This window comes from Frigoribacterium sp. VKM Ac-1396, from assembly GCF_015350895.1.
In the GTDB taxonomy this organism is placed as follows: domain Bacteria; phylum Actinomycetota; class Actinomycetes; order Actinomycetales; family Microbacteriaceae; genus Frigoribacterium.
Map to the genome: position 1 here is coordinate 699,764 of NZ_JADKSD010000001.1, position 19,993 is coordinate 719,756.

At 72.9% G+C, this 19,993-nt stretch carries 18 protein-coding genes and 1 tRNA gene; 4 read left to right on the top strand and 15 right to left on the bottom strand.

Annotation, left to right across the window (positions count from 1 at the left end; genetic code table 11):
- Window positions 1–39: 39 nt before the first annotated feature.
- The 9 genes from prmC to argS form a co-directional block, all read right to left on the bottom strand.
- Window positions 40–930, bottom strand: a complete 891-nt coding sequence (gene prmC / locus ITJ55_RS03275; RefSeq protein ID WP_370543993.1) for a peptide chain release factor N(5)-glutamine methyltransferase — start codon at window positions 928–930, stop codon at window positions 40–42.
- On the bottom strand, window positions 927–2,009 hold the full coding sequence (gene prfA, locus ITJ55_RS03280) for a peptide chain release factor 1 (RefSeq protein ID WP_194594057.1): 1,083 nt from the start codon (window positions 2,007–2,009) through the stop codon (window positions 927–929). Before prfA ends, prmC begins: the two co-directional genes overlap by 4 nt.
- A 2-nt stretch (window positions 2,010–2,011) precedes the next feature.
- Entirely contained in the window at window positions 2,012–4,336 is a 2,325-nt protein-coding gene (gene rho / locus ITJ55_RS03285; protein ID WP_194594058.1) for a transcription termination factor Rho, read from the bottom strand.
- Between the two features lie 272 nt (window positions 4,337–4,608).
- Complete coding sequence (thrB, locus tag ITJ55_RS03290; protein WP_194594059.1) at window positions 4,609–5,562, bottom strand: homoserine kinase; 954 nt, start codon at window positions 5,560–5,562, stop codon at window positions 4,609–4,611.
- Window positions 5,559–6,641 carry a threonine synthase gene (gene thrC, locus ITJ55_RS03295; RefSeq protein WP_194594060.1) on the bottom strand — a complete coding sequence of 361 codons (1,083 nt, stop codon included), beginning with the start codon at window positions 6,639–6,641 and terminating at the stop codon, window positions 5,559–5,561. Before thrC ends, thrB begins: the two co-directional genes overlap by 4 nt.
- Entirely contained in the window at window positions 6,641–7,972 is a 1,332-nt protein-coding gene (locus ITJ55_RS03300) for a homoserine dehydrogenase (protein ID WP_194594061.1), read from the bottom strand. Before ITJ55_RS03300 ends, thrC begins: the two co-directional genes overlap by 1 nt.
- A 69-nt stretch (window positions 7,973–8,041) precedes the next feature.
- Entirely contained in the window at window positions 8,042–9,436 is a 1,395-nt protein-coding gene (lysA, locus tag ITJ55_RS03305; protein ID WP_194594725.1) for a diaminopimelate decarboxylase, read from the bottom strand.
- A gap of 118 nt (window positions 9,437–9,554) precedes the next feature.
- Window positions 9,555–10,334: a DUF2993 domain-containing protein gene (locus ITJ55_RS03310; protein ID WP_194594062.1), complete on the bottom strand. Its 780-nt coding sequence runs from the start codon at window positions 10,332–10,334 to the stop codon at window positions 9,555–9,557.
- Window positions 10,335–10,417: 83 nt separating this feature from the next.
- Window positions 10,418–12,079, bottom strand: a complete 1,662-nt coding sequence (gene argS / locus ITJ55_RS03315) for an arginine--tRNA ligase (protein WP_194594063.1) — start codon at window positions 12,077–12,079, stop codon at window positions 10,418–10,420.
- Window positions 12,080–12,143: 64 nt separating this feature from the next.
- Here argS and ITJ55_RS03320 point away from each other — a divergent pair, with 64 nt between their 5' ends.
- A complete protein-coding gene (locus ITJ55_RS03320) occupies window positions 12,144–12,770 on the top strand; it encodes a hypothetical protein (RefSeq protein ID WP_194594064.1) in 627 nt (208 codons plus the stop codon).
- A 105-nt stretch (window positions 12,771–12,875) separates the two neighbouring features.
- Here ITJ55_RS03320 and ITJ55_RS03325 read toward each other — a convergent pair whose 3' ends face one another.
- On the bottom strand, window positions 12,876–13,700 hold the full coding sequence (locus tag ITJ55_RS03325; RefSeq protein ID WP_228497555.1) for a gamma-glutamyl-gamma-aminobutyrate hydrolase family protein: 825 nt from the start codon (window positions 13,698–13,700) through the stop codon (window positions 12,876–12,878).
- 127 nt (window positions 13,701–13,827) lie between these two features.
- The gene (locus ITJ55_RS03330) at window positions 13,828–14,547 is read right to left on the bottom strand and encodes a pyridoxal 5'-phosphate synthase (RefSeq protein WP_194594065.1); all 720 of its coding nucleotides are present in this window, start codon (window positions 14,545–14,547) and stop codon (window positions 13,828–13,830) included.
- Between the two features lie 77 nt (window positions 14,548–14,624).
- Here ITJ55_RS03330 and ITJ55_RS03335 point away from each other — a divergent pair.
- A tRNA-Arg gene (locus ITJ55_RS03335) sits at window positions 14,625–14,699 on the top strand.
- A gap of 73 nt (window positions 14,700–14,772) precedes the next feature.
- Here ITJ55_RS03335 and ITJ55_RS03340 read toward each other — a convergent pair.
- From ITJ55_RS03340 to ITJ55_RS03355, 4 genes are all read right to left on the bottom strand, one after another.
- On the bottom strand, window positions 14,773–15,423 hold the full coding sequence (locus ITJ55_RS03340) for a hypothetical protein (RefSeq protein WP_194594066.1): 651 nt from the start codon (window positions 15,421–15,423) through the stop codon (window positions 14,773–14,775).
- Between the two features lie 40 nt (window positions 15,424–15,463).
- Window positions 15,464–16,048 carry a recombinase family protein gene (locus ITJ55_RS03345; protein WP_194594067.1) on the bottom strand — a complete coding sequence of 195 codons (585 nt, stop codon included), beginning with the start codon at window positions 16,046–16,048 and terminating at the stop codon, window positions 15,464–15,466.
- Between the two features lie 98 nt (window positions 16,049–16,146).
- The gene (locus ITJ55_RS03350; RefSeq protein WP_157490025.1) at window positions 16,147–16,362 is read right to left on the bottom strand and encodes a hypothetical protein; all 216 of its coding nucleotides are present in this window, start codon (window positions 16,360–16,362) and stop codon (window positions 16,147–16,149) included.
- Between the two features lie 147 nt (window positions 16,363–16,509).
- Entirely contained in the window at window positions 16,510–17,400 is an 891-nt protein-coding gene (locus ITJ55_RS03355; RefSeq protein WP_194594068.1) for an EamA family transporter, read from the bottom strand.
- Window positions 17,401–17,450: 50 nt separating this feature from the next.
- Here ITJ55_RS03355 and ITJ55_RS03360 point away from each other — a divergent pair, with 50 nt between their 5' ends.
- Together ITJ55_RS03360 and ITJ55_RS16175 are read left to right on the top strand one after the other, a co-directional pair.
- Window positions 17,451–17,858 (top strand): hypothetical protein, encoded by a 408-nt coding sequence (locus ITJ55_RS03360; protein WP_194594069.1) that lies wholly within the window; start codon window positions 17,451–17,453, stop codon window positions 17,856–17,858.
- Window positions 17,859–17,949: 91 nt separating this feature from the next.
- Complete coding sequence (locus ITJ55_RS16175) at window positions 17,950–19,968, top strand: TPM domain-containing protein (RefSeq protein WP_194594070.1); 2,019 nt, start codon at window positions 17,950–17,952, stop codon at window positions 19,966–19,968.
- The last annotated feature ends 25 nt before the right edge of the window (window positions 19,969–19,993 follow it).

Consider the following 19,993-nt stretch of genomic DNA (forward strand, 5'->3'; position numbering starts at 1 on the left):
GACCTGACGATGATAGTGCGACGGACCGGGAGAACCCGCTCAGCGCACCGCCGTGGTGGCCCGGTCGCGACCGGTGAGGTCGGCATGCGTGGCCGGGGACCGCCAACCGTCCGCCGTCAGGAGGTCGCGGATCGCGCCTCCTTGGAGTTCGCCGTGCTCGATGACGAGGGCTCCCCCGGGCCGGAGCAGGCGTCGGGCCGTCAGCGACAGCGCCCGGACCAGGTCGAGGCCGTCGTCGCCGCCGTAGAGGGCCAGAGCCGGATCGTGCAGGCGCACCTCGGGGTCGCGCGGGACCATGCCCGTGGGCACGTAGGGCGGGTTCGAGACCACGACCGACACGAGGCCGTCGAGTTCGGGCAACGCGTCGGCGAGGTCGCCCTCGACCAGGCGCAGGTTGTCGACCCCCACGGCCGCGATGTTGCGGCGGGTCCAGACGGCAGCCTCGGCGGACAGCTCGACCGCGACGACCGACGCCGTCGGCACCTCGGACGCCATCGCCAGCGCCAACGCACCGCTGCCGGTGCCGAGGTCGACCGCCAGGGGCGACGCCTCGGGCACGGCCCGGAGGGCGTCGATCGCCAACTGGGCGACGCCCTCGGTCTCGGGCCGCGGCACGAAGACCCCCGGCCCGACGTGCAGCTCGAGGTGGCGGAAGGAGGCCCGCCCCGTGATGTGCTGCAGGGGCTCGCGGGAGGCGCGGCGCGCGACCGCGGTGACCAGCGCCTCCTGCTCGTCGACCGAGAGAGGTGCCGAGGTGACGGCCCGAGCGCGGACCACCCCTCGCCCGAGGCCCGTGACGTGGCCGAGGAGGAGCTCGGCGTCGACCTCGGGTGACGGCACGCCGGCGCCCGCGAGGACGGTCGAGGCCGCGCGGAGGGCACCGTCGACCGTCGTCACGCCCTCGAAGGCCGCGGCGGTGGCGTCGCTCACGACGAGGTGTCGCCGATCTCGGCGAGACGAGCCTCTTCGTCGGCCTGGATGCACGACTCGACCACCGGGTCGAGTGCGCCGTCCATCACCGCGTCGAGGTTGTAGGCCTTGTAGCCGGTGCGGTGGTCGGCGATGCGGTTCTCGGGGAAGTTGTAGGTGCGGATGCGCTCCGACCGGTCCATGCCCCGGATCTGACTCTTGCGGGCGTCCGACGCGATGGCCGCCTGTTCTTCTTGCTGACGCGCGAGGATGCGTGCCCGGAGGACGCGCATGCCGGCCTCACGGTTCTGCAGCTGGCTCTTCTCGTTCTGCATGGCCACCACGATGCCCGTCGGCAGGTGGGTGATGCGGACGGCGGAGTCGGTCGTGTTGACGGACTGACCACCGGGGCCGCTCGACCGGTACACGTCGATCTTGAGGTCGTTCTGGTTGATGTCGACCTCTTCGGGCTCGTCGACCTCGGGGAACACGAGCACGCCCGTGGTCGAGGTGTGGATGCGCCCCTGCGACTCGGTCGCCGGCACGCGCTGCACGCGGTGCACCCCGCCCTCGTACTTGAGGTGCGCCCAGACGCCCTGCGAGGGGTCGGACGCGTTCGACTTGAGCGCCACCTGCACGTTCTTGTAGCCGCCGAGGTCGGAGTCGTCGCTCGCGATCATCTCGGACTTCCAGCCCTTCGACTCGGCGTAGTGCAGGTACATGCGCAGCAGGTCGGCCGCGAAGAGGGCGCTCTCGGCGCCACCCTCGCCGCCCTTGATCTCCATGATGACGTCGCGTCCGTCGTCGGGGTCGCGCGGGATCAGGAGGCGCCTCAGGCGTTCTTGGGACTCGTCGAGCGCCTGCTCGAGGGCGGGCACCTCGTCGGCGAAGGCCTCGTCTTCTTTCGCGAGCTCGCGAGCGGCCTCGAGGTCTTCGCCCGCCTGCTGCCACGTCGAGTGGGCAGCCACGATGCGGCTGAGCTCGGCGTAGCGACGGTTGATCTTCTTGGCGCGCGCGGCGTCGGCGTGGACCGCGGGGTCGCTGAGCTGCGTCTGCAGGTCGTCGTGCTCGGACAGCAGCACGGCCACCGACTCGAACACGCTCAGTGCTCCTTGTGGCCCGAGTCGTGTCCGTTCGAGGCGGGGACCGACTTCTGGACCTGGACGAGGAACTCGACGTTCGACTGCGTCTCGCGCAGGTTGCGCAGGACGATCTCGAGTGCCTGCTGCTGGTCGAGCCCGGCGAGGGCACGGCGCAGGCGCCAGGTGATCTTGACCTCGTCGGGGCTGAGCAGCATCTCTTCGCGACGCGTGCCCGAGGCGTTGACGTCGACGGCGGGGAAGATGCGCTTGTCGGCCAGGTGGCGCGACAGGCGGAGCTCCATGTTGCCGGTGCCCTTGAACTCCTCGAAGATCACCTCGTCCATCTTCGAACCGGTCTCGACGAGGGCGGTCGCGAGGATGGTCAACGAGCCACCGTTCTCGATGTTGCGCGCGGCCCCGAAGAAGCGCTTCGGCGGGTACAGCGCCGACGAGTCGACGCCGCCCGAGAGGATGCGACCCGACGCGGGGGCGGCCAGGTTGTAGGCCCGACCGAGGCGCGTGATGGAGTCGAGGAGCACGACGACGTCGTGGCCCAGTTCGACCAGGCGCTTCGCCCGCTCGATGGCGAGCTCGGCGACGGTCGTGTGGTCTTCGGCGGGGCGGTCGAAGGTCGAGGCGATGACCTCGCCCTTGACGGTGCGCTGCATGTCGGTGACCTCTTCGGGCCGCTCGTCGACGAGCACGACCATGAGGTGCACCTCGGGGTTGTTCACCGCGATGGCGTTCGCGATGGACTGCAGCACGAGGGTCTTGCCGGCCTTGGGCGGCGAGACGATGAGACCACGCTGGCCCTTGCCGATCGGCGACACGAGGTCGATGATGCGGGTCGAGAGCTTCTGCGGCTCGGTCTCGAGGCGCAGGCGCTCCTGCGGGTAGAGCGGGGTCAGCTTGCTGAACTCCACGCGCTTCGCGGCCTCGTCGACGGGCTGGCCGTTGATCGAGTCGATCTTGACGATGGCGTTGTACTTCTGACGCCCCTGGCCCTGGTCGCCCTCGCGCGGCTGGCGGATGGCACCGACGACGGCGTCGCCCTTGCGCAGGTGGTACTTCTTGACCTGGCCGAGCGAGACGTAGACGTCGCTCGCCCCGGGCAGGTAGCCCGTGGTGCGGACGAAGGCGTAGTTCTCGAGGACGTCGAGGATGCCGGCGACGGGGATGAGCACGTCGTCCTCGCCGATCTCGGGCTCGAGGTCGTCGTTCTGGGCCCCGCGGCCACGCTTGCGGTCGCGCTGACGACCACGACCCTGACGGCCGCCCTCATCGACCTGGCCGCCGGACTGCGGGCCCGTGCCGGACTGCTCGCCGCGGGCGGCGTCGTTCTTCTCGCCGGCGGCACGCTGGGCCTGCTGCTCGGCCTTCTGGTCGGCACGCTGCTGACCGTTCTGCTGGCCGCCGTTCTGCTGGCCGCCGTTCTGCTGCGGGGCGTTCTGCGACGCGTCGGCCTTCTGCCCGCCGTTCTGCTGGCCGTTCTGCTCGGCCTGGCCCTGCTGCGAGCCGCCCTTGCCACGGTTGCGGTTGCGGCTGCGACGGCCGCCACCCTGCTGGCCGCCGTTCTGCTGGTCGGCGCCCTGCTGGTCGCCCTGACCCTGGTCGCCCCGGCCCTGCTGGTCGGCGGTGCCGTCGTCGCCGGACGCCGAGGCGTCGGCCTCTGTCGTGGCGGTCTCGGTCGTGGCGGTCTGGGCGGACGCGCCCTCGGTCGTCTCGGTGGAGGCGGTCGCGTCGGCGGCCGGGGCGTCGGCGGACGAGCCGGGCTGGGCGGCGTCGGCGGCGACCGACGCGTCGGAGGCGCGGCGCGAGCCCCGACGGCGCGACGGACGCTCGGCGGGGGCGTCCTGCTCGGCGGCGGGCTGCTCGGTGGCCTGCGCGGGTGCGGCCGGTGCGTCGACGGCGACGGCCTCGGTGGCGGGCACCTCGACGAGGGGGGCGACGCCGGTCTCGCCGGCGTTGACGTGGTCGCCGGCACCGCGGGACTCGGGAGCCCCGGCGGCGGACGTGGCACGACGCGAGCCGCGACGGGCCCGGATCGGCGCCTCGGCGGGCTCGGCCGCCTCGGTCGCGGGGGCCTCGGTGCCCTCGGCGACGGCGGTCTCGACGGAGGCCGGGACGCCGGCGTCGACGACACCGTCGAGCGTCGGCTGGGGGGCGACCTCGGCGGCGGCCCCCTCGCCCTGCTTCGCCGCGATGGCGGCGACGAGGTCGCCCTTGCGCAGCTTCGAGATGCCGCTGATGCCGAGCGACGAGGCGAGGGCCTGCAGCTGGGGCAGGCGCATGGCGGTGAGTTCGGGCGTGGACGGCGCAGCGGCGCCGTTCTGGACGTCAGTCACGAGTGATGGGTTCCTTTCGCTCCCCCGCGTTGATCGGCGGGGCAGAGCTGGTCACACCTCGCGGCCTCGGGCCTGCACTGTGCGGGTTCGCCCCGAGGGGCTGCCCTGTGCGGGCTCTGCACGGGATGAGCAGGAGGCCGGGGAGGTGCGGTGCGCGCCGACCAGATCGGCAGACGAACACTGCTAGATGTGCACTACGGGATGTGCGACCCGGGGACTCGAAGACTTGTGACCCCACGCGGTCGACCCCACGAATGACGGTGGGGACGGTGCTAGATGCCCAGGAAATCTGAGTTTTCTACCGGGTGCGGCACCACTGTAGCACCTTTGAGATCGACGGCCAGCATCAACGGACGCCACGCCGACACGGCGTGTTCGCGGACCAGGTCGGCGGCGAAGAGGCGCTGGGCGGGGTCGCTGCCGAGCACGAGCAACGAGGGCCCGGCACCCGACACCACTGCCGCGAGGCCGGCGTCGCGCAGCATGCGGATCAGCGCGTCGGTCTCGGGCATGGCGCTGGCCCGGTAGCTCTGGTGCAGTCGGTCTTCGGTCGCCGCGAGCAGCAGTTCGGGGCTCTGCACGAGGGCCGCCACGAGAAGGGCCGAGCGCGACACGTTGAAGGTGGCGTCCTCGTGCGGCACCGAGGCCGGTTGCAGGCTTCGTGCGAGCTTGGTCGAGAGCGTCGACTCGGGCACGAACACGACGGGCGAGACGCCTCGGTGCACGAGCAGCCGCTTGTGCGACGGACCGTGCGAGTTCATCCACGCGATCGTGAGGCCACCGAACAGCGCCGGGGCGACGTTGTCGGGGTGGCCTTCCATGTCGGTCGCGAGGGCCAGCAACGCGTTCGAGTCGAGTTCGACCGTGCCCTCGAGCAGCCCCTTGGCGGCCATGATGCCGGAGACGATCGCCGCGGCGGACGAACCCAGCCCCCGACCGTGCGGGATCGCGTTGCGCGCCCGGAGGTGCAGCCCCGGCAAGGGGACGTCGACCGAGGCGAACGCGGTGGCGATCGACTGCACGACGAGGTTCGACGCGTCGGTCGGCACCTGGCCGGCCCCGACGCCGGACACGTCGACCCGGACTCCGGGATCACGCGTCGCGGAGACCTCGAGCTCGTCGTAGAGCGAGAGGGCGAGGCCGAGGGTGTCGAAGCCCGGCCCCAGGTTGGCCGAGGTCGCGGGGACCTTGACCAGAACCGACCGACCGACGACCTCGGAGGTCATGCAGAGGCCGGGACGAGACCGAGCACCTCGGCCACCCGGGCGGTGTCGCTCGCGACGACGGTCGGCTGCACGTCACTGCCGTCTGCTCGACGCAGGGCCCACTGCGGGTCTTTCAGGCCGTGGCCGGTGACCGTCAGCACGACCGTGGCGCCGGCGGGGATCACGCCGGCGTCGGCGCGCTCGAGCAGACCGGCCACGCTGATGGCCGACGCGGGCTCGACGAAGACGCCGACCTCGGCCGAGAGGATCTTCTGGGCCGCGAGGATGGCCTCGTCGGTGATCGCCCCGAACCAGCCGTCCGTCAGGTCGCGCGCCTCGAGGGCGAGCTGCCACGAGGCCGGGTTGCCGATGCGGATGGCACTGGCGATCGTCTCGGGGGCCTTGACGACCTCGCCGGCGACGATCGGCGCCGAACCCGCGGCCTGGAAGCCGAACATGCGCGGCAGCTTCGTGGCCCGACCGATCTCGAGGTCTTCGCGGTAGCCCCGCGTGTAGGCGGTGTAGTTGCCGGCGTTGCCGACGGGGATGAAGTGGAAGTCCGGGGCGTCGCCGAGCACGTCGACGACCTCGAACGCACCGGTCTTCTGGCCCTCGATGCGGTCGTTGTTGACCGAGTTGACCAGGTGGACCGGGTAGTTCGCCGCCAGGTCGCGCGCGATGTCGAGACAGTCGTCGAAGTTGCCCTGGATCTGCAGCAGCTGCCCGTCGTGGGCGACGGCCTGGCTCAGCTTGCCCATCGCGATCTTGCCCTCGGGCACGAGGACGGCGGCCGTGATGCCGGCGTGGGCCGCGTACGCGGCGGCCGAGGCCGACGTGTTGCCCGTCGACGCACAGATGACGGCCTTGGCGCCGTGCTCGACGGCCTTCGAGATGGCCATCGTCATGCCGCGGTCCTTGAACGACCCGGTCGGGTTCATGCCCTCGTACTTGACGTACACCTTGGCGCCCGTGCGGTTCGAGAGCGCCGGGGCCGGGATGAGCGGCGTGCCGCCCTCGCCGAGCGTGACGATCGGGGTCGCGTCGGTGACGTCGAGACGGTCGGCGTATTCGCGCAGGACACCCTGCCACTGGTGGGCCATCAGGCTCCTTCGACTCTCAGCACGCTCGTGACGGAGTTCACGACCGTGGCGTTCTTCAGGGCGGTCACCGTCGCGGCGAGGTCGGACTCGCGCGCCCGGTGGGTGCCGATGATCAGCGTAGCGGTGGCCGCGCCGTCGCCCTCGACCGTGACGCCCGGCGTCGCGCCGGAGGTCTGTTCGACGCTGTGCACGCTCACGCCGTGATCGCTGAGCACCCCGGCGACCTCGGCGAGCACGCCCGGCTGGTCGGCGACGTCGAGGGTGATCTGGTAGCGGGTCGACACACGTCCGATCGGGAACACCGGCAGGTTGGCGTGGGTGGACTCGGCGACGCCGGGCCCGCCGATCACGTGGCGGCGGGCGGCCGAGACGAGGTCGCCCAACACGGCCGACGCGGTCTCGACTCCCCCGGCGCCGGCGCCGTAGAACATCAGGTCGCCGGCCGACTCGGCCTCGACGAAGACGGCGTTCTTCGCGCCGTGCACGGCCGCCAGCGGGTGGCTCAGGGGCACGAGCGCGGGGTAGACGCGCGCGCTGACCCCCTCGACCCCGTCGTCGTCGACGAGACGCTCGCAGATCGCGAGGATCTTCACGACGTAGCCCGCCTTGCGAGCGGCCACCACCTGGTCGTGCGTGACGGACGTGATGCCCTCACGGTGCACGGCGGACAGGGGCACGGCCGTGTGGAACGCGAGGCTCGCCAGGATCGCGGCCTTCTGTGCGGCGTCGTACCCCTCGATGTCGGCGGTGGGGTCGGCTTCGGCGTACCCGAGGGCGGTGGCCGTCGCCAGGGCGTCCTCGAGGGTCGAACCGTCGGTGTCCATGCGGTCGAGGATGAAGTTCGTCGTGCCGTTGACGATGCCCATGATGCGCTGGACGCGGTCGCCGGCGAGGCTGTCGCGCAGCGGGCGGATGATCGGGATCGCCCCGGCGACGGCCGCCTCGTAGTAGACCTGCGCGCCGACCTGCTCGGCCGCGTCGAAGAGCTCGGTGCCGTGGCTCGCGAGCAGGGCCTTGTTGCCCGTGATGACGTCGGCCCCCGAGTTCAGCGCCTGCAGGACGTAGCTGCGGGCCGGTTCGAGCCCGCCGATCAGCTCGACGACGATGTCGGCTCCGACGATGAGCGACTCGACGTCGGTCGTGAACAGCTCTCGGGGCAGCTCGACGTCTCGGGGTGCGTCGACGTCTCGGACGCCGATGCCCACCAGCTCGAGCCCGGCACCCGCGCGGCCGGCGAAGTCGGCACCCTGCTCGAGCAGCAACCGCGCCACCTGCGACCCCACCGAGCCGGCGCCCAGCAGGGCGACCCTCACGTTGCGGTATTCGATCATGTCAGTCCGTTTCTCGGGTGCGTCGTCGTCGGGGTGCGGGGTGTCGCGAGGGCAGGAGGCGCGGGTCGCTCAGTCGAGGCCGGCGTCGCGGGCCAGCAGGTCGGCCTCGCTCTCGCCCCGGACGATCACGCGGGCCCGGCCGTCGCGGACCGCCACGACGGGCGGGCGCCCGACGTGGTTGTAGTTGCTGGCCAGGCTGTGGCAGTAGGCACCGGTGGCGGGCACGGCGAGCAGGTCGCCGGGGGCGACGTCGCCGGGCAGGTAGTCGGCGAGGACGACGAGGTCGCCGCTCTCGCAGTGCTTACCGGCCACGCGGACGAGCGCCGGCGAGGCCGAGGAGGCGCGGTTCGCGATGCGCACGGAGTAGTCCGCCGAGTAGAGGGCCGTCCGGGCGTTGTCGCTCATGCCCCCGTCGACGCTGACGTAGCGCCGCACGGCGCTGCCCGCGTCGGACGAGACCGTCACGTCCTTGATCGTGCCGACCTCGTAGAGAGTCGTCCCGGCGGGGCCGACGACGACGCGCCCGGGTTCGACGGCGAGCAGCGGGACGTCGATCTCGAGGCGGGAGCACTCGGCCTGGACGATGTCGGCCAGGGCGACGGCGAGCTCGTCGAGCGGTCGGGAGTCGTCGGCGCTCGTGTAGGCGATGCCGAAGCCGCCGCCGAGGTTGAGCTCGGGCACCGGTCCGGTGGCGAGCAGTTCGGCGTGCACGGCGAGCAGGCGTCGGGCGGCCTCGGCGAAGCCGTCGGAGCCGAAGATCTGCGAGCCGATGTGCGAGTGCAGGCCGACGAACTCGAGGGCGTCATGCGCACGGATCGACTTGACGATGTCGGCGGTCTCGGTCAGCGGGACGCCGAACTTCTGGTCTTCGCGCGCGGTGGCGAGGTACTCGTGGGTCGAGGCGTGCACGCCCGAGTTGACGCGCAGGCGGACGCGTTGGACGCGTCCGTGCCGTTCGGCGGCGGCCGCCACGCGGTCGGCCTCGGCGGCGTTGTCGAGCACGATGGTGCCGATGCCCGCCTCGACGGTGCGGTCGATCTCGGCGAGGGACTTGTTGTTGCCGTGGAACCCCATGCGGGCCGGGTCGACGCCCGCGGCCCGGGCGACGGCGAACTCGCCCCCGGTGCAGATGTCGACGGCCATGCCCGCCTCGGCCACCCAGCGGGCCACCTCGGCCGACAAGAAGGCCTTCGCCGCGTAGTAGACCGTCGCCGTCGTGCCGATGCGGGCCGCCTCACGCTCGAACGAGCGGACCGCCTCGACGGCACGGGTGCGGGCGTCGGCCTCGTCGACCACGTAGAGCGGGGTGCCGAACGTCGCGACGAGTTCGGAGGCCGGGACGCCGCCCAGCACGAGCTCACCCTCGGGCGAGCGTTCGGCCGTGGCCGACCACACGACCGGATCGAGGGCGTTGGCGTCGGCCGGCTCGACGAGCCAGGCGGGTGCCAGGGGGTTCGGGGACACGCGGACCTCGGGTGATCGGGGGACGGGGAACGACATCAGAGCCTACCGAGAGTCGACGACCGTGACGGCCACGACCGGGGCCGCGGCCGCGGCGGGGTGGCTCCGGCGTGGTCCGGGCTCAGGAGCAGGACCCCTTGCTGCCGATGCCGCTCGACGAGATCGGCAGGCCCGGCGAGGTGACGTCGAGCGTCGCGGCGGACGACGTGACGGCGACGCCCGTGAGCGTGGTTCCCTGCGGCAGGTACTGCGCCGCGCAGACGTCGAACGCGTACCCGCCGATGAACGGAGCGAGGTCGAGCGAGAGCGAGGTGTCGCGCAGCGAGGCGGAGACCGGCGTCAGGGAGATGACCCGCCCCTCTTGGGTGATCGCGGGGGTCGCGACGACGTCCACCGGCACGACGGTGCCGATGACCGGGATCTCGAAGTCGCGGGCGTACGTGACCTGGCCGTCGCCGAACGAGATCGCGCCACCGCTCTCTTGCACGGCGGCGAGCCCGTTGACCGTCGCGGCGTCGGCCGTGACGGTGCCCGTGATCGCTCCGGTGGTGCCGGACAGGTCGGTCGGCACGTCCCGCACGTCGAAGTCGAACGAGAGGCCGCCGGACGAACCGGCCGACGAGATGGTGGCCTGGTCGATGCTGCCCTGGACGAGCTGCCACAGCATCGAGAAGCCGCCGATCTGCACGTCGACGGGGCCTGCCGCGTCGCCGAGCTGCTGCGAGATCTGCTTCTCGGCCTGGTCCTCGGCGACCGTCCGGACCACGAGGTCGGCGACGACGGCCAGCACGCCCAGGATCACCACGATGCCGAGCAGCACGAACACGAAGATGCCGAAGCCGCGACCCCGGCGTCGGGCGACGGGCTTGGCCTCGAAGAAGTCGGAGTCGATGTCGCTCATCGGGCCATCTTGTCAGCCGGCGCCGGGCGACCGCGCGCGCCGCGCCTCCTGCGGTCGAGACCGAGGAGGCGCGGCGCACCGGGTCACATGCGGTCGGGTGCCGAGACGCCCAACAGGCCGAGCCCGTTGCGGATGACCTGACCGGCCGCGTCGTTGAGCCAGAGTCGCGTGCGGTGCAGGTCGGTGACCTCGTCGTCGCCGAGCGGCGTGACGCGGCAGGTGTCGTACCAGCGGTGGTACGTGCCGGCCAGCTCTTCGACGTACCGGGCCACGCGGTGCGGCTCGCGCAGCTCGGCGGCCTGGACGACGACGCGGGGCAGCTCGGACAGCGCACCGAGCAGCGCGCTCTCGGTCTCGTGGGTCAGCAGCGACGCGTCGAAGGCGTCGCGGGTGACCCCGGCGGCCTCGGCGTTGCGGGCCACGGCGCGGGTGCGGGCGTGGGCGTACTGCACGTAGAACACGGGGTTGTCGTTGCTGCGCTTGGTGAGCAGGTCGAGGTCGATGTCGATCGAGCTGTTGACCGGGCTGCGGACGAGCGAGTACCGACCCGCGTCGACGCCGACCGCGTCGACGAGGTCCTCCATCGTGACGACGGTGCCGTTGCGCTTCGACATGCGCAGCGGCTCGCCGTCGCGCAACAGGTTGACCATCTGGCCGATGAGGATCTCGAGGTTGACGCCGGGCTCGTCGCCGAACGCCGCGCACATCGCCATCATGCGGCCGACGTAGCCGTGGTGGTCGGCACCGAGCATGATCAGGTTGCGCTCGAAGCCCCGCTCGCGCTTGTCGAGGTAGTACGCCAGGTCGCCGGCGATGTAGGCCGCCTCGCCGTCGCTCTTGACGATGACGCGGTCGCGGTCGTCGCCGAACTCGGTCGTGCGCAGCCAGGTGGCGCCCTCGGCCTCGTAGACGTGCCCCAGCTCGCGGAGGCGGGCGACGGCGCGCTCGACGGCCTTCGACTCGTGCAGCGAGTTCTCGTGGAAGTAGACGTCGAAGTCGACGCCGAAGTCGTGCAGCGACGCCTTGATGTCGGCGAACATGAAGTCGACGCCGACCGAGCGGAACGTCTCTTGCGCCTCGTCACGGGGCAGGGCGCGCACGTCGCCGTCGACGGTCGCCTCGACACGCGCGGCGATCTCGGCGATGTACTGCCCGCCGTAGCCGTCGTCGGGGGTGGGCTCGCCGAGGGCACTGGCGAGCAGGCTGCGGGCGAAGCGGTCGATCTGCCCGCCGTGGTCGTTGAAGTAGTACTCGCGGGTGACGAGCGCACCCTGGGCCTGGAACACCCGGGCCAGGCTGTCGCCGACGGCCGCCCAGCGGACGCCACCGAGGTGGATCGGGCCGGTGGGGTTCGCCGAGACGAACTCGAGGTCGATCGTGACGCCGCGGTAGTAGTCACCGCGGCCGTACGCCTCGCCCTGTTCGACGATCGAGCGGGCCAGCAGGCCGGCCGCCGCCGCGTCGACGCGGATGTTGATGAAGCCGGGGCCGGCCACGTCGACGTCGGCGACGCCGTCGACCTCGGCCAGCTCGGCCGCGATCTCGGTGGCGAGCTCGCGCGGGTTCGTCCCGACGCGCTTGGCGAACTTCATGGCGACGTTCGAGGCCCAGTCGCCGTGGTCGCGGTTCTTCGGCCGCTCGAGCGCGACGTCGCCGTCGGTCACCGCCACGTCGACGGTGCCGCGGCGCTCGAGGACGCCCTGGACGACGGCGAGCAGGGACGTAGAGAGTTCGGCGGGAGTCACGAGGGTCGATCTTACCGGCAGCGCCGAGGCCCCCGACGAGCCGGGCGTCGGCGATGATGGAGGGATGCGTCACGCCCCGACCCGCCCCTCCGTCGTCCTGCGCACCCTCGTCGTGACGGGCGCCCTCGCCCTGTCCCTGAGCGCGTGCACGAGCCCGTCGCCGGCCGGGCCGGACGACACGACGACCCCGAGCGCGGCGTCGCCGGCCACCGCCGAGGCGACGGCGACCACGGCACCGGCCCCCGACCTGGTGAGCACGCCGTTCACCGTCGACTGCGACGACCTGCTCGCGGCCGGCAACCTCTCGCAGTACTACTCCGCCCTCGCCCCCGTCCCGGCGGAGGACGTCAGCGGCGACGAGAGCCGCGACGGTGAGGCCCTCGAGGTCGTGGCCGACGCCGACGGCACGACCTGCACCTGGCAGGACGCCGACGGGGCGACGATCACGGTCGGGGTCGCCCGCTTCGACGACGAGAGCCTGAACGAACTGGCCAACGACCTCGTCGCGACGAGCAACTCGGTGCCGACCTTCGGCGTCGAGGGGTACTTCGACACCCCGGGCGGCGTCGGCACGGCCGAGGCGTTCTCGTCGCCCGCGTTCGTCGTGGCCCGGTCGACGACCTTCCTCGAGCCGGGCGACGCCGAGCCGGTCGTCTCGGCCGTGGTCTCCGCGCTGAAGACCATCGACTGACGATCGCGGCCGACCGCCACCGGTCACGCCGACCGGCCTCGCCGACCTGCCTCGCCGACGGGCCTCGCCGACGGGCGGGAGGCGCGCTCGGGTGAGGGGCGTGGCCTAGGCGACCAGCGCCTCCTGGTCGGTTCGCGAGGCGACGGTCGTGAGTCGACCGGCCTCGACGGCGTCGGCCAGCTGTGCCAGCAGGGCCTCGAGTTGACCGACCGGCGCGCCTCGGTCTTCCGGGTGCCACTGGACGCCGACGACGGGGGCGGAGACGTGCTCGACGGCCTCGACCGTGCCGTCGTCGGCGCGACCGACGACTCGCAGGCCCCTGCCCGGTCGTCCCACGGCCTGGTGGTGGGCGCTCTGGACGACGGGCTCGGCGCCGAGGGCGCGGGCGAGGCGACTGCCGGGGTCGAGCGACACGGCGTGCGGGTGCATGAGCTGCTCGACCGGTGCCCCGGGGGTGCGGTGCAGGCCCTCGTGGTCGTCGAGGTGCTGCACGAGGTCGCCGCCCAGGGCGACGTTGATCACCTGGTGACCGCGGCAGACGCCGAGCAACGGGGTGCGGCGGGCGACGGCTCGGCGCACGAGGGCCAGCTGCGCCTCGTCGGCCACCGGCTCGTGACGACCCTCGCCCGGGTAGCCGGTGGCACCGCCGTAGAACCGGGGCGTGACGTCCTCGCCACCGAGCACGACGATCGCGTCGGCACCGTCGGTCGCCCGCAGCAGCTCGGCGGTGCCGAGATCGCCCGCCGCGAGGCGGACCGCCTGCCAGCCGGCGGCCTCGGCCGTGGCCTGCACCCGCGCGTTCATGTCGTCGACGTACGCGTGGTACTCGGCGGCGTGCGGCCGGTGCCGGGTCACCTCGACCACGGCGAGGCGCATCGAGGCGACGGCGGGGTCGCTCGGGCGGATCGTCGGGGCAGGCTGCGAGGTCATGCCTCCATGCTGCCGCCGCGACCGGCCGGCGGCCAGGTGCGTGTCGTCGCGTTACGCCCGCGAGGGGCCCGCGACGTCAGCGCCGCTCGGACGTCGGCGCCGATCGGACGTCAGCGCCGATCAGGCATCAGGGCCACAAGGAGGCGCGGGTCCAGCCGTCACCGTCGCGGTCGTACCGCAGGCGCACCTGGTCGCGCCCCGTGGTGGCCTGCCAGAACTCGATCGAGGTCGGGTCCACCCGCCAGGCCGTCCAGTCGTCGGGGACGAGGTCGGGGTCGGCCTCGATCGCGGCCTTCGCCTCGGCGAGTCGCGACCGGGTGGTGGCCTCGTCGGTGATCGGGCTGCTCTGCGGCTGCGTCATCGCGACGGCACGCGAGTCGGGGTGGCGGGCGGTGAAGTCCTTCTCGCTGACCTCGCGCGGTCCGGCCGATGCGCGACCCAGCACGCGGACCTGACGGCCCTGCTCGCGCCAGTAGAGGGTCAGCGCCACCCGCGGGTTCTCGGTGATCTGCCGGCCCTTGGGGCTGATCGACGACGTCGCGAACCAGAGGGCCCCGTCATCGACGTCCTTGAGCAACAGCGTGCGGGCCGTGACGTCGCCGTCGGACGACGAGGTCGAGATCACCATGGCGTGCGGTTGCGCGACGTCCTGCTCGACGGCTTCGACGAGCCAGTCCACGAACTGGTCGACGGCGTCGTCGGCCACGGCGTCGACGTCGAAGGTGGGCAGCTCGGGGTGGAAGACCTTGGCCGAGCGCAGACGCTCACGCAACGTCGGGCCGTCGGGGTCGGTGCGGTCGGAACGGGTGCCGGTCTCGGCTCGGTCGGTGCTGTTGTCGTCGGTCACCCGTCCACGATGCACCCCATCGCCCCGGGGCGTCCCAGACGTCGCCGATTCGCTGCTAGCCTTGACGACGTTCCCGGGCCCCCATAGCTCAGGGGATAGAGCACTGCCCTCCGGAGGCAGGGGCGAAGGTTCGAATCCTTCTGGGGGCACCACGAGTCTTCATGCCGAGCATCCGGCCCGTCGCAGGCCGCGTCGTCGATCGGTCGCCCCCGACGCTCCTCGTCGTCACGCCGTGCCCGCCGCGGTGGAGTCCGCGGCGGCGTCCGCGGCGGCGAGCACCCGGTCGTCACGACGGGTCTCGTAGGCCGTCACGACCGCCAGGAAGACGACCAGGAACACGGGCGCGCCGACGGCGAGCAGCAGGGTGCCGGCAGCCGTCCCGAGGGCGGCGATCATGAGCAGCATCGCGGCGACGGACAGGAACGAGGCCCGGTTCACACGCCGTTTCCGTGCGACGAGGGCCCGGACGAGATCGGCCACCTCGGGCTCGATCGGGACGCGGCCCATCACCTGCCGGTTGAGCGACCGCCGCTCCACCGGGCCGAGATCGGACGTCGGGGTGCCCGTGGTGCTCCAGACATTCAGGGGCAGGAGCGTCCTCGACGAGCGGGCCAGGAGCCACCCGACGAGCGCCACGACCACCGAGGAGACACCGAGGACGATCGTGACGGCCACGGGCCCTCCGTCGTCACCACCCGCGACCCCGATCGCGAGGGCCGAAGCCAGGACGGTGGTGGCGAGCATGACCGCCTGCGAGGACGGACCCCGGAACCGCTGCCCGTGCTCGGTGACGTCGCGGACGCGGCGGGCGACATCGGCCCAGTCGGCTCTTGCGGGGGCCGGTGCCCGGTCGCCGTGCGGCAGCTCGTCGGTCATGGTGCCGACGCTAGCGGCCCGAGCGGACTCGCGTCCGAGGTCAGTCGACCTGCTGGCGGCGGGCGCGGTCGGCGTCGTCACGCTCGAGCTCGCGCCGCAGGACGCGTTCGGGCACGGCGACGTGCTCGGCGGCCTCACGCATGCTCGCTCCCCCGGCGCGCAACTGGCGGGCCGCGTCGAGGCGGCGTCTCGAGACCGGGGGCTTCGGGGTCTGCGCCACCCGCGCCTCCTGGCGTCTGCGGGTCTCGGCGCGGTGCGGCTCGCCACCGACCTGCTCGTCGAACCGTGCCAGGGCCGCCGTCACGCGGAAGAAGAAGCGCCCGTAGGCGTTGAGCTCGTCGATCTGCTCGTCGATCGACCGGAAGGCCACCCCGAGGGCGTCGAGGGTCGCCATCACCCCGACCAGCTCGGCGACCGAGCGACCGATGCGGTCCACGGCCGTCACGACGAAGACGTCGCCCTCGCGCAGGCTGCCGATCGCCTTGGCGAACTCGGGCCGCGACTGCTTCGTGCCGGTGGCGTGGTCGACGAAGACCCGGTCGCACCCGCGGGCGCGGAGGCGCTCCGCCTGTGCCTCGGACGACGGGTCGTCGCGCGAGACGCGGGCGTACCCGACGACGGTCACGGTGGGCCTCCAGGCGAGGGCGGACAGAGAGGTGAGGCCCCGCCGACGGCGAGGCCTGGCGTGGATGCCCGGGGGCACCCGTCAACGGACGGCGGTTCTCAACTGTAGGTGAGCGCGATGACCGCGACGTCGAGCGTGCGGTACGACCCCTCGCGTCGGACGGCCGTGCGCACGCGACCCCGCAGGACCTCGAACGACCCGTCGCTCTCGTGCACGAACCCGATCACCCCGGCGGTCGGCGTCGACACGCGGTGGAATCCGTCGCCCAGCGGGACGACCTCGGCTCGGGACGTACGCTCCAAGACAGCACCCATGATGTCTCCTCACTTCTTGCTTCGTTCTCCGGCCCGTCAGGTGGGCCGTGATCGCAGCGTACCCCGCAGGTGGGGTACAAGACCCCTGAGAGTCGTCAGGCTCGACCACTCGTTCGCAGGGCGGACAGGCGGGGCGGCGACCTCGGGTCAGGCGGCAGAAGCCTCGGGCAGGGCCCCGCGACGTCGACGCCGGCCCGCCGCCACCGTCACGCCGACGCTGGCGACCGTGACGCAGGCGAGGGCCACGACCTCACGCGGGCCGAGGGCTTCGCGGAGCACGACGAGTCCGGCGAGCGCCGCCACGGCCGGGCCGAGGCTCGAGAGCACCCCGAACACCCGGGTCGGCAACCGACGCAACGCCACCGACTCGAGTGCGTAGGGGATCGCCGACGTCAGGGCCGCCACCACCAGGAAGACCAGCAGGAGGCGCGGGTCGGCCCGCACGGCGACCGTCGCGTCGTGCGCACCGAACGGCACGACGACGAGGGCGGCGACGAGCATGGCCGTCGCGAGCGCGCCCATCGGGTCGCGTCCTCGGCCGAGGGCGGCGTTGGCGAGGATGTAGCAGGCCCAGAACGCTCCGGCTCCGAGCGCGAGCAGCACCCCGACGAACGGGATCGCCCCGCTCGAGTCGGAGCCGAGCAGGACGACGCCGGCGAGGGCGAGCAGGGCCCAGGCCGCGTCCCACCAGCGCCGGGTCTGGACGAGCGCGACGACGAGCGGTCCGAGGAACTCGAGGGTGACCGCGACCCCCAGGGGGACGACGTCGATGGCGAGGTAGATGAGGGAGTTCATGCCCGCCAGGGCGAGGCCGAGCACGACCACGCCGAGCCACGTGCGGCGCGGCCAGCGCCACGGGCGGGGCCGGAAGACCACGAGCAGCAGGGCGGCACCGAACGCGAGGCGCAGGGCGGCCGCGCCGGTCGGCCCGAGGGCCTCGAAGTGCGTCTTGGCGAGGGCGGCCCCGAACTGCACCGAGACGATCGCAGCGACGGCGAGCAGGGGGGCGGGCACGCGGCCGAGGGGGCTGGGGTTCACGGGGCTCCGGGTTCGTCACGGGGTGTGCGGCGGCACAGTACGATCGTGGCATGAGCGACGCCTTCTCCGTCATCGCGCCGGTGGTGGAGCTCTTCGGCTGGTTCGGCTTCGTCGTCGGCAGTCCCTTCCTCGTCGCGGGCTGGGTGCTGCGTCGCCGCGCCACCCGCCTCGAGAGCACCGTGGGCGTGGTCATCCCCCCGCCCGACTGGGCCAGGGCGGCCACTGCCCGCTGGATGGACGTCGACGGGCAGCTGCACGAGACGCAGTTCGGCGACGTCCCGGTGACGACCCCGCTCGAGACCGAACTCACCGTGCACTACGACCCGGACCGCCCGCACCGGGCCCGCGTCCACCCGCCCCACGACGACGGTCGGGCGCCTCGCACGGTGGGGGTCGTGCTCTACGCGGTCGGGGCGGTCTGCGCCGTCGCGTCGGTGGGGCTGCTGTTCGTGTCCTGACCGGCCGCCACGGCACCCCGGCCGCCGGACGACCCGGGCGCTCCGACGGGGGCCGTCGATAGACTCCCCCGCAACGAGCGAGGGGAGCGTCGTGACCGCGAACGCAACGACCGGCCGACGTCCGACGCGCCGAGCGGTGTCCGCCTGGGCCACGGCGGTGCTTGCCCTGGTCGGTGCGCTGGCCTTCGGGGTCGCCCCGGCCCAGGCGGTCGCACCGGTCGAGTTCTCGGGCGCCTACGTGGTCGACCAGGCCGACGTGCTCTCGAGCGCGGACGAGAGCCAGGTCGCCGACGCGCTCGACTCGCTCTCGACCGACACGGGGGTCAACCTCTTCGTCGTGTACGTCGACTCGTTCTCCTCCCCCTCCGACCGCACGGCCTGGGGCGAGGCGACGGCCTCCCTGAACCAGTTCGGTCCGAACGACGTGCTGCTCTCGGTGGCGGTCGACGACCGCCTCTACGACCTCTCGACCGACACCTCGGTGGTCTCGGAGTCCGACCGTCAGGCGCTCGAGACCGACGTGGTCGTCCCCCAGCTGCGCGACGGCGACTGGGCCGGGGCCGCGGTCGCCCTGGCCGACGGCATCCGCAGCGACGAGGCCGGACCCGACCTGAGCTGGGTGCTCTGGGCGCTGGTCGTGCTGGTCCTCGTGGTCGTCGTGGTCGTGATCGTGTTCGCGGTCCGCCGCGCCCGACGCCGCCGTCGCGAGTTCGACGCGCAGAAGGCCGACCAGGCCGAACTCGACCAGCGCGCGGCCCGGGTGCTGGTCGCCCTGGACGACGAGCTGACGGCCGGCGCCCACGAGGTCGGCTTCGCCGCCGCGCAGTTCGGCGACGAGGCCGCCCGTCCCTTCGCCGAGGCGCTCGACGCGGCGCGGGTGCACGCCCGCGAAGCGTTCGAGCTGCAACAGAGGCTCGACGACTCCGTGCCCGACTCTCCCGAACAGCGCCGTGAGTGGACCACGCGCATCATCGAGCTGTGCGAGGCGGCCGACGCCTCCCTCGCCGAGCAGTCCGCCGCCTTCGACGAGCTCCGCGAAGCCGAGACCCGGGCACCACGCGACCTCGAGTCCCTGCCGGGCGAGATCGAGACACGACGGGCCCGACTGGCGAAGGCTCGCACCACCATCGACGAGCTCACGTCGCTCTACTCGGCCCGGGCCGTCGCGTCGATCGACCAGAACGACGACCAGGCCGACCGCCTGCTCGAGTTCGCCGACGAACGTCGCGGCACGGCCGCGACGGCCCTGTCGACGTCGTCCCCCTCCGAAGCCGTCGTGGCGATCCGCGAGGCGCGCCAGGCGTTGGCCCAGGTCGACCAACTGCTCACGGCGGTCGACGGGGCCGGTGAGTCGCTGCGGACGGCCGGCAGCACCATCTCGGCGATGACCGACGACCTGCGCCGCGACATCGCCACGGCCGAGGGGCTGCCCGACGGCTCGGCACCGCGGGGCGTCGACGTCGCGGGCTCCGTGTCGGCCGCGCGCGCCTCCGTGGCCCTGGCCGAGACGACCACCGACGACCCGCTCGCCGTCGTCGCCTCGCTGGGCGCCGCCAACGAGCGCATCGACCAGGTCCTGGCCGAGGTGCTCGAAGAGGCCGAGAAGCGACGGCGGGCGCAGGCGGCCCTCGACCAGGCCCTGCTGACCGCCCGCAGCCAGATCAGCGCCACCCGCGACTTCATCGAGACGCGCCGCGGAGGCATCGGACCGCAGCCCCGCACGCGGCTGTCCGAGGCCGAACGCCACCTGGCGACGGCCGTCTCGCTCGCGACCTCCGACCGCGACGCCGCCCTGTTCGAGGCCCACCAGGCCGTCCAGCTGTCGCAGGCGGCCGCGGCCGGTGCCGAGGCCGAGGTGTCGTCGTACCAGCAGGGGAGCCCCTTCGGCGGGGCGTCCCGCGGGTCGGCCGGGGCCGACCTGGGCGGCGTCGTCACCGGCATGCTGCTCGGCGGACTCTTCAGCGGAGGCGGCGGGGGCTTCGGCGGGGGCGGCGGCTTCGGAGGCGGAGGTGGCGGCTTCGGCGGAGGCGGCGGCGGCTTCGGCGGAGGCGGCGGTGGCGGCGGCGGTGGCGGCGGCGGTGGCCGCAGCTCCGGCGGAGGCCGGTTCTGAGCCTGCCCGCCCCGGCGCCCACGAC

Coding starts and splice junctions, on each gene's coding strand:
- ITJ55_RS03325 (WP_228497555.1), bottom strand. CDS start 13,700: ATGACCTCGCAGCCTGCCCCGACGATCCGCCCGAGCGACCCCGCCGTC.
- ITJ55_RS03320 (WP_194594064.1), top strand. CDS start 12,144: ATGCGTCACGCCCCGACCCGCCCCTCCGTCGTCCTGCGCACCCTCGTC.
- ITJ55_RS03310 (WP_194594062.1), bottom strand. CDS start 10,334: ATGAGCGACATCGACTCCGACTTCTTCGAGGCCAAGCCCGTCGCCCGA.
- ITJ55_RS03340 (WP_194594066.1), bottom strand. CDS start 15,423: ATGACCGACGAGCTGCCGCACGGCGACCGGGCACCGGCCCCCGCAAGA.
- ITJ55_RS03300 (WP_194594061.1), bottom strand. CDS start 7,972: ATGATCGAATACCGCAACGTGAGGGTCGCCCTGCTGGGCGCCGGCTCG.
- thrC (WP_194594060.1), bottom strand. CDS start 6,641: ATGGCCCACCAGTGGCAGGGTGTCCTGCGCGAATACGCCGACCGTCTC.
- ITJ55_RS03360 (WP_194594069.1), top strand. CDS start 17,451: ATGAGCGACGCCTTCTCCGTCATCGCGCCGGTGGTGGAGCTCTTCGGC.
- thrB (WP_194594059.1), bottom strand. CDS start 5,562: ATGACCTCCGAGGTCGTCGGTCGGTCGGTTCTGGTCAAGGTCCCCGCG.
- ITJ55_RS03350 (WP_157490025.1), bottom strand. CDS start 16,362: ATGGGTGCTGTCTTGGAGCGTACGTCCCGAGCCGAGGTCGTCCCGCTG.